This is a genomic window from Bacillus salitolerans, from assembly GCF_042680805.1.
Lineage (GTDB): Bacteria > Bacillota > Bacilli > Bacillales > SA4 > Bacillus_CJ > Bacillus_CJ salitolerans.
Window position 1 is genome coordinate 1 of the sequence record NZ_JBHUEM010000039.1, and the last position, 13,100, is coordinate 13,100.

A 13,100-nucleotide genomic window follows, 5' to 3' on the forward strand; every position below is an offset into this window, starting at 1 on the left:
GTAAAATAGTGGGGGCAATTTCCTCTTTATAAGAAAAAATGAAAAACTAAGATAAAAAGAGATATTTAAAGTAAGTGTCCTAAATAAGGGGGCCAACCCGCTTTGCTAATTTTATCAGCAACTTCAAAGCATGTATCAGCCATAATCATAATTTTATCAGCAACTTTTTGGGGTTCCATACCACTAAGATTCTGATTACCGATCAATAGTAGAATGACTTGACTAGTCTGATTGCAAGGGAGTTATACGCTCTGATAGTTGATTTAAAAAAAACGCAGAGGGCTATCCCCCTACGTTTATCTTTACTCGAGAATAAACTGATCGATGGTTTGTTTATCATCCCCGATAGAGTAAGTTGTAAATGTAACCGCATCCCCACTATCCACTTCACCATCTTGAATTTGTTTTTTAGAATCTTCAGATAGACGGAATGTCACCTCTTGACCATCTACCGTTATAACAACTTCTTCTGACTCGATACTCTCTATCGTTCCTGTTATTTCAGGGGCTTCTTGTCCAGCCAGCACTGTACCACTTGCACCACTAGTTGTTTCTTCTCCCATGTCTTCATGCTGTTCAACAGTAAACCCACAAGCACCAACGATTGTTAGTAAAAAAAATCCAACCAACGCGAACGTCATTTTTCTGATCTTCAACATACGATCTACCTCCTATTTTTTCGTTCTATTTGATTAGTCGGTAGTTATCTCAAAATGTTTCAACTAAATAATCCCAATTCCAATTTATCTCTACACCCTTGTTATTTAAGTACAGATAAACTCTTGTAACTAATCAACTTAAGCTGATTGGTAATAATTAGTAAATTCAATAATCTTTGTAATGACAAGAAATGTAGTAAGGTTCCTAAGACGATGCTTACATTCAGGGCAAGACATCCCCCATAAATCCCCATAGCTAATGCAACGATTAGCATGATTATAGCCATTGAAGCGACTACATCGTTCATTAATACAGCATTTGCTTTCCCTAAATTAGTACAGATTGCAAAGGGAATCGGAAATATTCCCTGCTAATCGGACTTCCCTCCTCAATGATAATGTATATATTTGCAGACCAACTAACCTCTGTCATTTACAGTTCGCCTGAAGCGGGCAATTACCTAAAAATAACAGCCTCTTTACTTCTTACATAACACAATCCTCCTTCATGTTTTCATCCCCTTGTTATTTCTGATAGTTTGGATTCCTCGTTTACTCTCTTAAAACTTCTAACTAACACAACTGTTCCAGCGAGATTTAAAGTAAGGCAAATAGATTTAGATAGAATAAGAGATCTAGTTGTTCACCGAAAAGGTTCATGATTAGACAAAACTCTTACTCAAATTTATTTTATATCATAGATAGTGCTGTTTTTATTCATGAGTTCTTCTCCTCATTGTGATTGTTTGTTTTTCCTTTTGTACGATATAAAATCCCTACACAAAAAGATGTGGTCATCACAATAAATGGAGAAATAAGACTTTTGTCAATCCCTTCTAATAGAGCACCTACTAAAACCCCAGAAAGTGAAAATCCAGAAATAACAAATAAGAGTAAAGAAAATTGCTTATATTCTTTTTCTGAGAATTTTTTTCTATTTAGCATCCTATCTAATTCCTTTCATAGTTTCATAAACACCCTATCAATTCTATTAAACTAACGTTTTTAACGCTTCGCTGACAGCCCAGCTTTGATGTTCGTGAACCAAGTTTTTGATTACCTCGTTTAGTTCCATCCATACTAGACTGTGATCTTCTTCTGTTGGTCTGTCTATTTTCTTGACCATTTCACAAAAATAAAAATGACCTTCACTCAAGTAGTATTTTTCTTCATTGGTAGAATAAAAGTACCTTCTAGCACATCCGATAAAAGGGCCGATTTTTATCTCCATCCCCATTTCTTCAAGTGCTTCTCTTTTAAGGCACTCTTTGTGCGTCTCATTGTTTTCAATCCCACCACCGGGGAGAAAGTAATGCCCATTGTTCGTTTCAATGATTGCTATTTTATCTTTATGGCGATTGAATATGACGCAATAGGCACCAGGTCTTGTTATATATTGTTTTCCTTCTTCTTTCTTGCCGAATGTATTGATCTCCACAGACATGACTCCTCGCTTTTTATATATCTTCTTAATTACTATCAAAAAATCATATTTCCTTCAAAATTTATACATTTGTAATGACAAGCCTGAATAAGTATTTTGTAGGTGAATCAAAGAAGGGAGGCAGACCATGAAAAAGCTTGCATTACTATTAATTTGTATCACTTTTATCACCGCTTGTAGCAGTCAAGACCAAACATCTACCGAGCTCTGTGGCTACGGTCCGATGATGGTTGTGAATGGAAAAGACTATTTGAAAATTCCAGTGAAGAAGTCGTTTAATCTAGAACAAAAGCTTGGAGTCATAAAAGAGAAACTAGATGAAATGTATCATCCAGAGCAAAATTTCTCCTCAAACAGTTTAGAAGTTGGATCAACCATTTACAGCGTAAAGGGGTATGAGCAATATTTAATCGCAAAAACAGTAGACAATAAGTATTATTTATTTGAAGAAATCTATTAATTACAACGTTAGTAAGACTTACAACGAGACGGCCTTGGACTATGGCGATTGCCTAGTCTTTTTAATGTGTAGGCTGTGTTAAAGTTTGATGATTTCTTAATTGATGTTAATAGGATTGGAAGGGGGCGAGAATCCTGCGGGAGAACGGATCACGGGAGACTCATGCAGGCGCCGCGCCGAGGAGGCTCCCGGGTTCGCCCGCGGAAAGCGAGTTCTTTCAACGAAAAATCAACAGATAAGTTTAACAGAGCCAATGTGTAAGAAACGTTATTTTCCTAATAGTCTTGGGCATTCTAACCGATTACTTACTCAAAATGCCTTTAAACGGACCTCTCTCAGACATTTCTAGCTGATTTCCAATTCAAAATGTCTCTGATTGGATGTCTCTCTGACATCTAAAAAGTCGATATCCTGCTAGTAGGAATCGACTTTTTTCATACTTAGTATGTGAAATTGTATGGAGCCTTTATATTCATCTTCTCTCATGGATTTCATTTTTTTATCATTAATATTAGAACCCCTTAAAGAAAAAATTCAAAACAATGAATAAAAAGATTACCAAACCAACTATAAATGCTTGAAGCGTATCTTTTGAATGACTTTCACAATCCTTTTGCTTTTTTATCCTTCGATACTTTGCCTGAATCCTTTTTTGGACCTGCTTCTTTTCATCATGAAAGCTCATACGTCAGCTCCAATCTCGATAAGGTTGATTTCGAAGAAGTTTAAACAAACGTTTGATTAAAAGCGATGTTTCGATAGATCCTCTAGTTTACTTACCAATCTCAAATTCAACATTCTCATGTACTTTTATTTCATGCAGCAAGTGTGAAACTTCTACCCGAATCGTCTTTGACTTTTCAATAAAGGCACGGTCTAAGAATAAACCCATTCTTTCCTCTGGACCACTTCCTCTTGAACCGTAAGATGCAATCTCCCCTTTTTCATTTGTTACATGCATTATATAAGGAATTGCTTTTAACCGTTCCTCTTCCTTTGGTGTTTTTGCCTCTCCCAGACGATGCTCATATTCTCCATACACGGTTGGTGTTGTAGCGACTAAATACTGGTTTCCATCATTTGTTGGAGTTGGCTTTAACAGAAGCTCAAACATCACTCCTCTGTCATCATAAAATAACCTTTCTAGAAAAATATCAGTCTCTTGGATAGTCTCTAGTAAGGTATGAACCTTTTTATCTGTTGTTTCGATCGTAAAGTCCTCTACATTAAACTCAAAGGAAAACCGTTGATCGTCTGTTAAATGTATGTTTTCTGTCTTGATTGTTATAGCAGTAGGATAGACATTAAATGGATCAAATGAAAGCGAATAGTGCTTATCTCCTAAAGAGTTCATGGTATATATAGTTCTCTCTTCCCCATGATCTGTTTCGACTCTTGCTTGAACACCGCTTAAGACGTAAGAGCTTAATGGTTCAAATGAAAAACCTAACGCGTTATGGCTCGTGCCAATGAACATAGATTTCCATGTTATAGTATGACCCTTTACGACTTGTTCTTTGTCTAACGCAAACTCTACTTCTTCCTCATTACTTAGCTGATAATCGAGTTGAACCGTGATAGGCTCAAGCTCATAGGTTTTTTCATCAATTCTTACAGTAAATTCTTTCAAAAAGGCCTGTTCAACCTCTTCAACGAACTCCTGCTCTTCGTTATAAATAGGATTCACTTGAACGCGGTGATAATAACGGCCTTTATAAACTACTCCCTCATCAGGAGATACATTCCCCGAATAAGGTCTATTAACATAATTCCGGGAATCGACCACTTCTGTCCCAAAATGAAAATTAATGGTCGGTATATGATTTTTCTCATAATCAACACTATAAAAAATATAGACCGTATTTTTGTTATACCAAATCTCGTTCAATTCGAAGGTTTTACTTGTTCCTTCAATTGGAATGGTTATATCATAGTTTTTTGCTAATCCTAGCTCCTCAGCCCGAAGTAACCCAGGTGTTTGCTCGTACTGCCATGACTTTACATCTTCCCAATTCCTTACTTCGTGAAGGTCATGTTCATTAAGTTTTGTTAACTTATTCGTTACGAGGACAAATGAAACTAATAAGACTAAAACTACAATGGTATTCATCCAAGGCTTACTCATCTTTCATTCCTCCCACATTCCGTATGGATTCTACTTCCCCAGTTCTTGCATCAATTACTACTCTCATTTCATGAGGATTTTGTCCATATTCATTTTCATAACGAATATGCCACTCATCTACCACTTTTTCTACTTTGACAGCAGGAGTGAATTTTAATACTTTTACATAAGTTCGCTCGTCTACCTCGGTCCATTCTCCATCTTTATTGACATAATGCTTGCCATTTTGCTCGCGTGCGATTTGTTCATCCGTATGCTTCATCAGCCACTCTTTAACAGCTTTATTTTCCTCTGCAAAAGTTATCGCTTCTTCCTCTGTAATCAATCCATCATGCTCGTTATATGAGGCATTGAAAAAGAAATCTATATAGTCCTCACAAGAAGAGTAGTGATCATTCGTTTCTTTCGTCAACCCGCACGACAATATTCGATGTCCCTCAATCGGAAGCATTGTATTATCAATTTCCTTTATTTTGTTGTAGTCAATCACATACTTTTTAGCATCTTTCACGCCATAATGAATCTTATGTCCTTCTTGTATCTCTAATCGATAGAAAGGATAATCACGAGTTAGCCTAAGCTTTTGTATATCCATTTGTTCTAATTGCCTAAATAATTCTGTAACGGGAATGGACAAATCAAAAAGTAGCCACTGCCCCTCAAATGCATGCCTCTTGATCTCTAAATAAGACGTTTCTTCGTTAAAATCCACCTTATATGAGATATGATGTTCCATATTGATACGCTCCATAAACGTAAACTCATAGTCTACAATACTACCTTCATGACTATATACAACTCTAAAATCCATTAATCTTATATCCTTATCAACCAAATCGAATTCTGATTGAATCTTGGACCAATTGTCTTTAAAGGGGGAATTATACATATTTTCCTCTTGAACAGCTAGCTTTCTAGGAAACTCAAACCAATAACTTTGTATATATGGGATGAGAAACTGTAGAAAGAACAAAGCCAATCCCACATAGGCAGCTTTTTGTTTTATGCTTTTATTCTTCTTATGCTTAAAGAAAGCTAAGTATATAACAAACCCTACTGGTAAACTCCAATTATTTAGATGAAGCGTAAACGAAGAAACAAGCATAATGCCGACAAATTTCCAGTATATATTCGCTTCTTGTTCCTGTTTATATTTGCAATAAATGAATGGTGTCAGTAGTAGAATAATGGTATAAATAACACTATATAACATGTAGAGAATTCCTCCTGGCTGTCATTTACATTTATTGTAACATATAAAAATAGGAGGTTATTGGAAAATAAGTAAAACAGACGAGTCCAAAAGGGAGGGGGGCAAAAAGATCTTGAAATTTACTCAGTACTAACTAAATAGAGTTCCAGACTTTAGCCTAGAACTCTAACGAAAGCATTAAACCGCTTTATCAAAACGTATAAAGTGCCTTGCAATTTCCATCCCTGCTGTTTTATATACCTTAACAGCACCTGTTCCATTTTCAGTATCTACGTCTAGATGGATACTAGTTCGTCCTTCATTTCTTAATTGTAAGAAGGCATATTCAAGCAATACCTTTCCAAAACCCCTTTTCCTCCATTGTGGCCGTACGCCAACATGCGTGATTTCAGCATGATGGTCAATCCCGCGTTTGCAGAAAATAAATCCAGCTATTTCTCCTTGATCCTTTAATAAGAACCAAAGGTTTGGATCAAACCCTTCTCGATTTGTTCGTTCTAAAAAATCATTTAACGAGGACGGCTCATAGCCAAAATGGGTGCTAAAACTTTCTTCAAATGCTTGATGCACCGCTTCCTCATCCTGATTTAATACAAATGGTTCAATAACCAAGGATGGTGGAAGGGATGGAGTAGAAGTAAACGCATCTACACTTCTTTTCATCGTAAACCAGTGTCTTGCCGCTTTAAAGCCATTTTCCGAAAATAGTTGATGCTCATAATCTGTGTTAGATGAAACAATTAATGTCCCTCCTGATACAACTAGTCGCATTTTTTCGATCAGTTGTTGCTCAATCCCATTATGACGGTAGGTAGGATGAACGATGACTAATGAAGGAAAGTGGGTACCCTTTTTTGTAATACCAGCAAATCCTATCACCACCCTATCTTCCTTTTCCACAATCCACGAATGGGTTTCTAGGTTATCAATAGCAGCTAATAAACCTTTTACATCTTCTTCACTCGTCTCTATTTCACCAAGTGTATCGAGATCATAATCTCTAATAAGCTGACTCAATTTCTCTATATCTGAGATTCTAGCTGCTCTAAATGTAAGTGACATCTGGTTTCTCCTCTTCTTTCACTCCCACTTCTACATACTCTCTAATTTTCTTCCACTGACCTTGCTCTCTCCGGAATGTCTCAACGAATAGTTTCCGCTGGGGCAACATCTTTCCGTCAACTTTAAATCTAACGTAAAATACGGTCATAACCTCTTGAGCAGCATTGACTTCAGTTATCACATCTTCAAAATGCCATTCTGGATTACGTCCTTTATATAATGCATAAGCCTGTTTCCAGCCTTGCTCTGCTCCGTCATAGTCCCAATCATTGATAATGGATTCACTATCTGCCCATCTCACCTGTATATCCCTTGAATAATGAGACATTGTCAAAGCGACATCCCCACTATTCCAATCGGAACGATATTTCAGCAAGAACTGTTTAAACTCTTCCAATACGTGCTCCATTTTTACACCCCGCTCTTTTCAAGAGTATTGTTTGAAAAAATATAGTCTAAAAAGGTTAGAAAATCATGAATACGGTCTTCTTCTGAATGATAATAACTGCCATCCCTACCTAACCGAATTCTAACGGCCTCTCTTATAACGTCATGCCATCTATGTGGTAAGATTTCAAGCCCATACTCTCCTGCCTCTATTTTCGAGGTCACCTTTTGCTCATTTATCGTGTACACTTGACGAAGGACCCCAAGAACCGACCACTCAATTTCTGCATTAATGCTTTCTTTCGGGAATTTACTATAGTCTAGCTCCTTAATAGAATGAAATCTATTCTTCCAATAGGAGTTCATATTTTCCTTTACATAATCCACCAGCACAGACGAATGGTCATCAAAGCTGATTTCCTTCAATTCCTTCCCAAATACGGTGATTCCATGATGCTTTAACGTCCACCATGTAACTGGATTATGATTATAGAAAGGTTGGTCATAAATAAACTCATCACCATCATAGAAAGGAACTGAATGATGATTGTTTTGTCCGAACTCTTCCTTTGAAAGATAGGCACCTTCTAATTGGTGGGATGTGTACCTTTCAGCAATTTGCTGATGAATAGCTTTTACACTCTCTTTTTCTTCTTTCGATAATGGATTGTTGATCAAGGTGATAAAGTCAATATCACTCCTTTCATCAAAGGCATGAAGGGTAATCGAGCCATGAAGATAAATGCCCTCGACTCTATTTGGAAGTCTAGAGGCTAGTTCATGTACATACTCAGTTAAAATAATAGCTGCTTCATTTGGAACACTTTGAATCATCGGTCGTCACGCTCCTATTTTCAGTAGAATACTCCCATACATTATTCCGGTTTCGATTTTTTTCCCAGTTTTCCATGAGTTCACACTGGGCTATGGCAAGGTCTTCAAACGGTTGTGCAAGCATGCTTACCTTGGTCAGTTTCTTTTCAAACAGATTAGCTTCTTTAAAGCTACGAAATCCGCCAAAATTTGGGTCATTTAATATCCAAACTACTCTTGTTATGTTGGCAAAAAGTATGGCACCTGTACACATCGGGCAAGGCTCAACAGTCGTATATATCGTGCATTTGTAGCGATTTTCATCGAGTAGTAAGAAATTCCCAGACTCCCGAATCGCATCGATTTCAGCATGAGCGGTTGCATCATGAAAGCTATACACCTTGTTGCGCCCTTTACTGATTAGCTCATGATTAGGTCCAACTAATACCGCTCCGATGGGAAAGGTGTTTTCCTTGGCTGCTTGTTTCGCTTCTTCTAGTGCCAATTCTAAATACATACGATCCATTTCAAGCTGTGTCATGTTTCCTCCTTTAAGCCTTTCCGACTAAACTAAAATATGGGAACGTTTAGTTCTAAGTCATTGGTAGTACCACCATTTATTTCCTAAAGTGGATATTTCTCTAAAAAACTGGAAATTCCTTTTTATTGTGAGAAAAACGTAGGTGCCAGTAGAAAAAATGAAATTATAAAAATAGAACAAAAGGCTCAGGGGCGCCCCGTTTAGCTTAAGGCAGAGCAAATAACCTGTCATGGAAAAAAGGGTGGTTTTCCCTTATATTCATGACAGGTTATTTGACCAAGGAAAAAGTGATTTTTCTTTTTCCCTCGAGTAGGATGAAATGGCAATAATCGTCGCCATTTCATCATGACTGGGCGCTGGAGCTGGATTTAGCCGTAACATTGTATAAACTAAACATCAGAAACTATTACTTTCTTAACTTACAAAAAAACCTATCCACAGATAGGTTTTTCTTAAGCTTACGATTCATTTTCTACTTCCTTTTTTGGCTTTGAGAAGAACCATCCGGCTGCCGCTATAAGAAGCAATACGACATAGAACGTGATTTTCCACTCAGGTGATTTTGCAAATGCTTTTGGTAGAATCGCTAGCTCTGGATGTGATAACGTATAAACAGCTAGCTTAACCCCTACCCAACCTACAATCATAAAGGCCGCAATCTCAAGACCTGGTCTTGTTTGCAGAAGTGTAACAAAGAAGTTTGCCGCAAAACGCATGATAATTAATCCAATCAATCCTCCTGCAAAGATTACGAGGAATTTCCCTCCATCAAGTCCACCAATGGCTGGTAAATTTGTATTTGGAAGTGTGACGGCTAACGCAACTGCAGCTAGAATGGAGTCAATTGCAAAAGCAATATCTGCTAGCTCTACTTTTAACACGGTCATCCAAAATCCGGACTTCTTCTCCTTTTCTTCCTTATCTTTATTATGCTTTTTAAAAACCACTTTTCTCGTTATATGATGAATCGCGATGAACAACAAGTAGATCGCCCCAATTGCTTGAACTTGCCATACATCCACAAGAAACGAAATCGCAAATAAGGAACCAAACCTGAAGATAAAAGCGCCGGCTAACCCATAAAACAGCGCTCTTTTTCTTTCTTCCTCTGGTAAGTGCTTCACCATAATTGCTAACACTAGCGCGTTATCCGCAGCTAACAATCCTTCGATAGCAATTAATAATAAGAGTACCCAGCCGTATTCAAGTAAAATTGATAATTCCAACAAGTATCACCTCCAAAGCATAATTATCGTAATTAGTCTTCTGTCCCATTCTTATATCAATTCATATTTCTCTTTAATGGAGGGTGGTGCGATTCGTACCATCCTTTGTAAGAGGAATGTTAACAACGTTAAGTCATCCAAGATACCAAAGACTGATAAAAAGTCAGGGATGATATCAATTGGAATGAAAATATATGCAACGACTAGTAGTAATGGAATCACTTTCTGCTTCACCGGTACTTCTGCAGAAAGATAGTAGTCTCTTAAAAAGGGAATGAATCTTTTGATTTTCATCATAAATCGAAACCGGTTAAAAAGCTTCCTCATCACCTTCACCCATTTCATGTAAAACTTGAATGACGTCCTGGTCAATGCTTTTCACACCTTGTTGAAAGATTAACCTTGTCTTAAAGCGATAGGAAACAAGAGCCGAGCTGGGAGCGATATGATCAGGTAGCTTAAAGTGAAACGAAATTTGGTTACTCTCATCACTATCTACTTTTTTCGATGTTAGAATTGTGATCGAATCAATGACCTCTTCAGAATCGTCATATAAATTGATCTTGACTAAATCACATTCTAGTCTTTTCATCTCTTGTTCAATTAATCCACCGTGTATCTGAAAATAACCTTCCACATACTCCCCCGGGCGAAACACTTCTTTTGAAAGCATTAAATCCACTTGTGCAGAGCCGATTCCTAGTAGAGACATATATTTCCTTAATAACATGAATGATCTCCTCTCATTTAATAACTGAGGGATTTTTTCTCCTCAATTCGTTTTTCTATCTTTTCTAATTCTTTTACATCTCGCATAATTTCTTCCTTATTTCTTTTAACGAGTTCATTCATAGAAAGTTTCATTTTTTTATGCAAATTTCTTTTCACGTTCATTCATCCTTTCGTATTCGGTGTATTTGACCCAAATAAAAAGACCTCCACCAAGATTGGTAAAGGTCATTGTTTATGGATATAAATAAAGACCTCTACCTTGTAGGTAAAGGTCTTGCTAACAACATGAATGGTTGCCAACAAAGCCGAGGGATCACCCTGAAATGACGACTTTGCTGTAAAAGCTACTCCCCTTTAGGAGACAATTATTTGGTTACTTTTATTTTATCTGAAATATTAAAAAATGTCAATTAGCTTATTTTGATAACTCGCCTATTGATAACGTTTATTTCTTTGGTCCAATTTCCAAAGTGCACCTCTATAAACCATACTTACTAGGCCTGTACAGACAATTTTGAGGGTTATCACATAAGAAGGGGCATAAATTTCATGTAGGCGACGAGGTCCAATGCTGTACAATACAATTAAATTGTATAAAGATCGTGAATAGGTGTAGTTGTTCCATTCTTCCAGTCTTCTCTAATCATTGCATAGGAAACAGAGTCAAAAAGTACTCCCTCCTGTGGCCAAGACTTCCGGTTATAAGCTTCTTTCACATATCCATTATTCGAGAACGTTTTTCTCATCCCAACATTGTCATGCCTTGTATGTCCTTCAACTCGAATCAGTTCTGGATAATTCCGAAAGGCAAAATCGGCAATCCAGCGAACTGCTTTTGACCCAATTCCTTTCTGTCTCCATGCTTCCTTTAAGCGAATATCGAATAAGCAAGTCGGATCCTCTAAATCAAATAATCTAATTAACCCAATCTTCCTATCAGTTTGTTCCATCCAAAACGTTCGGGTTCCGTTTTCCGTATAAAAACCATCGTTTAAAGACTTGATAATCGACTCTTCCTTTGGATTGACCTGACCATGAAATGGCCATGTATCACCAATTAAAAAGTGCACAAGCTCTTCTGTTTCTGTATCTTTATTAAATTCTTTGAAATGTAACATGTCCTAATTCGCTCCTTTTTAAGTAAAAATACGACATAGCACAAAAAACCCCTCTTTTTTTAGAAGGGATTTCATTTTATTTGAATCACTGTGCTCGAAGAAGGAACGAATGAACCAAAATTCATAGTTTATATTTGAGAGGTTACCTACAATCCAACACAATGCCAGCGAAATTTTTTAACATACTAATAGTAGCAAAATTCAATGAAGTACTGGCCGAATATAGCCACTTACCAGCCAACAGACAAAAACCACAGCTAGTTGCTGTGGTCCGGAACTCCGCTATTAATTATCCCCATTCAATATATTACCAATACCGCCTAAAATACTACCTTCTCCAACTCCACGACCACCTGTTTGAGGTGCACTTGCAAAAATTCTATCCGCTAAACGGCTAAAGGGTAGGGATTGAATCCATACGGTTCCGGGTCCACGAACCGTTGCGAAGAATAATCCTTCTCCACCAAAGAAAGCCGTTTTTACTTTCCCAACAAATTCAATATCATAATCTACATCCTTAGTCATCGCTACTAAACATCCCGTATCAATGCGAAGCTTTTCCCCTGGCTTTAGATCCCGACGATGAATGGTACCACCAGCATGTAGGAAGGCTAATCCGTCACCTTCAAGCTTTTGCATAATAAAGCCTTCACCACCGAAGAACCCAGTACCTAGCTTCTTCTGAAAATCAATTCCAATCGATACCCCTTTTGCCGCACACAGGAATGAATCCTTTTGACATATGACCTTTCCACCTAGTTCACTTAAATCAACTGGAATAATCTTTCCTGGGTATGGGGCAGCAAAAGAAACATGCTTTTTCCCTTGACCTTCATTTGTAAAAACCGTCATAAATAAACTCTCACCAGTAATCACACGTTTTCCCGCTCCAACGAGTTTACCTAAAAACCCTTTCGTCGCGCCACCAGTACCATCTCCGAAGATCGTCTCCATTCCGATTCCATCTTCCATCATCATCATACCACCAGCTTCAGCTATCGCACTTTCTCCTGGATCTAACTCAATTTCAACAAACTGCATGTCATCACCATGTAACTTATACTCAATTTCATGTGCATTTTTCATCTTCATTTCTCCATTCTAAAGTAAGATGCCTTATATACGTTTAATTTCTAAACAGGTTTCTCTTTTTTGGAAAAAATCATTCATTTTGTCTTTTTTTAACTCCTTACTTGGTTACTTTCCTCGTTTTGTCTTTTACTTACCTCTGTGTCCCGTTTACTTACCTCGATTCGCTTTTTACTTACCTCTGCCTCTTTTTTCTTTCCTCTTTTTGTCTTTTACTTTCCTCTGTGTCCC

Annotated in this window: 16 protein-coding genes; 1 reads left to right on the plus strand and 15 read right to left on the minus strand. The window is 37.4% G+C overall.

Features of this window, described 5'->3' with window-relative positions:
* Positions 1–302 precede the first annotated feature (302 nt).
* The 3 genes from ACFSCX_RS16545 to ACFSCX_RS16555 form a co-directional block, all read right to left on the minus strand.
* Positions 303–659: a hypothetical protein gene (locus tag ACFSCX_RS16545; RefSeq protein WP_377929353.1), complete on the minus strand. Its 357-nt coding sequence runs from the start codon at positions 657–659 to the stop codon at positions 303–305.
* A gap of 717 nt (positions 660–1,376) precedes the next feature.
* Positions 1,377–1,604, minus strand: a complete 228-nt coding sequence (locus ACFSCX_RS16550; RefSeq protein ID WP_377929354.1) for a hypothetical protein — start codon at positions 1,602–1,604, stop codon at positions 1,377–1,379.
* 46 nt (positions 1,605–1,650) lie between these two features.
* Complete coding sequence (locus ACFSCX_RS16555) at positions 1,651–2,097, minus strand: NUDIX hydrolase (protein ID WP_377929355.1); 447 nt, start codon at positions 2,095–2,097, stop codon at positions 1,651–1,653.
* A 133-nt stretch (positions 2,098–2,230) separates the two neighbouring features.
* On the opposite strand from ACFSCX_RS16555, the gene ACFSCX_RS16560 reads away from it, so the two are divergent.
* Complete coding sequence (locus ACFSCX_RS16560; protein WP_377929356.1) at positions 2,231–2,563, plus strand: hypothetical protein; 333 nt, start codon at positions 2,231–2,233, stop codon at positions 2,561–2,563.
* Positions 2,564–3,335: 772 nt separating this feature from the next.
* Here ACFSCX_RS16560 and ACFSCX_RS16565 read toward each other — a convergent pair.
* From ACFSCX_RS16565 to ACFSCX_RS16620, 12 genes are all read right to left on the minus strand, one after another.
* Positions 3,336–4,688, minus strand: a complete 1,353-nt coding sequence (locus ACFSCX_RS16565) for a hypothetical protein (RefSeq protein WP_377929357.1) — start codon at positions 4,686–4,688, stop codon at positions 3,336–3,338.
* Positions 4,681–5,901: a hypothetical protein gene (locus ACFSCX_RS16570; protein WP_377929358.1), complete on the minus strand. Its 1,221-nt coding sequence runs from the start codon at positions 5,899–5,901 to the stop codon at positions 4,681–4,683. The genes ACFSCX_RS16565 and ACFSCX_RS16570 overlap by 8 nt, the downstream gene beginning before the upstream one ends.
* Positions 5,902–6,078: 177 nt before the next feature.
* Positions 6,079–6,963 carry a GNAT family N-acetyltransferase gene (locus ACFSCX_RS16575; protein WP_377929359.1) on the minus strand — a complete coding sequence of 295 codons (885 nt, stop codon included), beginning with the start codon at positions 6,961–6,963 and terminating at the stop codon, positions 6,079–6,081.
* Complete coding sequence (locus tag ACFSCX_RS16580) at positions 6,947–7,372, minus strand: Cif family virulence factor (RefSeq protein WP_377929360.1); 426 nt, start codon at positions 7,370–7,372, stop codon at positions 6,947–6,949. Before ACFSCX_RS16580 ends, ACFSCX_RS16575 begins: the two co-directional genes overlap by 17 nt.
* A gap of 2 nt (positions 7,373–7,374) precedes the next feature.
* A complete protein-coding gene (locus ACFSCX_RS16585) occupies positions 7,375–8,184 on the minus strand; it encodes an aminoglycoside adenylyltransferase domain-containing protein (RefSeq protein ID WP_377929361.1) in 810 nt (269 codons plus the stop codon).
* Complete coding sequence (locus ACFSCX_RS16590; protein WP_377929362.1) at positions 8,162–8,704, minus strand: nucleoside deaminase; 543 nt, start codon at positions 8,702–8,704, stop codon at positions 8,162–8,164. The genes ACFSCX_RS16585 and ACFSCX_RS16590 overlap by 23 nt, the downstream gene beginning before the upstream one ends.
* 458 nt (positions 8,705–9,162) lie before the next feature.
* The gene (locus ACFSCX_RS16595) at positions 9,163–9,930 is read right to left on the minus strand and encodes a TerC family protein (RefSeq protein WP_377929363.1); all 768 of its coding nucleotides are present in this window, start codon (positions 9,928–9,930) and stop codon (positions 9,163–9,165) included.
* Positions 9,931–9,981: 51 nt separating this feature from the next.
* Positions 9,982–10,257 (minus strand): DUF1232 domain-containing protein, encoded by a 276-nt coding sequence (locus ACFSCX_RS16600; RefSeq protein WP_377929364.1) that lies wholly within the window; start codon positions 10,255–10,257, stop codon positions 9,982–9,984.
* Positions 10,241–10,660: a sporulation protein gene (locus tag ACFSCX_RS16605; protein ID WP_377929365.1), complete on the minus strand. Its 420-nt coding sequence runs from the start codon at positions 10,658–10,660 to the stop codon at positions 10,241–10,243. The genes ACFSCX_RS16600 and ACFSCX_RS16605 overlap by 17 nt, the downstream gene beginning before the upstream one ends.
* A 17-nt stretch (positions 10,661–10,677) precedes the next feature.
* Complete coding sequence (locus tag ACFSCX_RS16610; RefSeq protein ID WP_377929366.1) at positions 10,678–10,818, minus strand: FbpB family small basic protein; 141 nt, start codon at positions 10,816–10,818, stop codon at positions 10,678–10,680.
* Positions 10,819–11,246: 428 nt separating this feature from the next.
* Entirely contained in the window at positions 11,247–11,780 is a 534-nt protein-coding gene (locus ACFSCX_RS16615; RefSeq protein ID WP_377929367.1) for a GNAT family N-acetyltransferase, read from the minus strand.
* Between the two features lie 285 nt (positions 11,781–12,065).
* Entirely contained in the window at positions 12,066–12,866 is an 801-nt protein-coding gene (locus tag ACFSCX_RS16620) for a TIGR00266 family protein (protein WP_377929368.1), read from the minus strand.
* Positions 12,867–13,100 lie beyond the last annotated feature (234 nt).

Coding starts and splice junctions, on each gene's coding strand:
- ACFSCX_RS16605 (WP_377929365.1), bottom strand. CDS start 10,660: ATGTTATTAAGGAAATATATGTCTCTACTAGGAATCGGCTCTGCACAA.
- ACFSCX_RS16550 (WP_377929354.1), bottom strand. CDS start 1,604: ATGCTAAATAGAAAAAAATTCTCAGAAAAAGAATATAAGCAATTTTCT.
- ACFSCX_RS16590 (WP_377929362.1), bottom strand. CDS start 8,704: ATGACACAGCTTGAAATGGATCGTATGTATTTAGAATTGGCACTAGAA.
- ACFSCX_RS16615 (WP_377929367.1), bottom strand. CDS start 11,780: ATGTTACATTTCAAAGAATTTAATAAAGATACAGAAACAGAAGAGCTT.
- ACFSCX_RS16580 (WP_377929360.1), bottom strand. CDS start 7,372: ATGGAGCACGTATTGGAAGAGTTTAAACAGTTCTTGCTGAAATATCGT.
- ACFSCX_RS16575 (WP_377929359.1), bottom strand. CDS start 6,963: ATGTCACTTACATTTAGAGCAGCTAGAATCTCAGATATAGAGAAATTG.
- ACFSCX_RS16545 (WP_377929353.1), bottom strand. CDS start 659: ATGTTGAAGATCAGAAAAATGACGTTCGCGTTGGTTGGATTTTTTTTA.
- ACFSCX_RS16585 (WP_377929361.1), bottom strand. CDS start 8,184: ATGATTCAAAGTGTTCCAAATGAAGCAGCTATTATTTTAACTGAGTAT.
- ACFSCX_RS16560 (WP_377929356.1), top strand. CDS start 2,231: ATGAAAAAGCTTGCATTACTATTAATTTGTATCACTTTTATCACCGCT.
- ACFSCX_RS16600 (WP_377929364.1), bottom strand. CDS start 10,257: ATGAGGAAGCTTTTTAACCGGTTTCGATTTATGATGAAAATCAAAAGA.
- ACFSCX_RS16565 (WP_377929357.1), bottom strand. CDS start 4,688: ATGAGTAAGCCTTGGATGAATACCATTGTAGTTTTAGTCTTATTAGTT.
- ACFSCX_RS16620 (WP_377929368.1), bottom strand. CDS start 12,866: ATGAAAAATGCACATGAAATTGAGTATAAGTTACATGGTGATGACATG.
- ACFSCX_RS16570 (WP_377929358.1), bottom strand. CDS start 5,901: ATGTTATATAGTGTTATTTATACCATTATTCTACTACTGACACCATTC.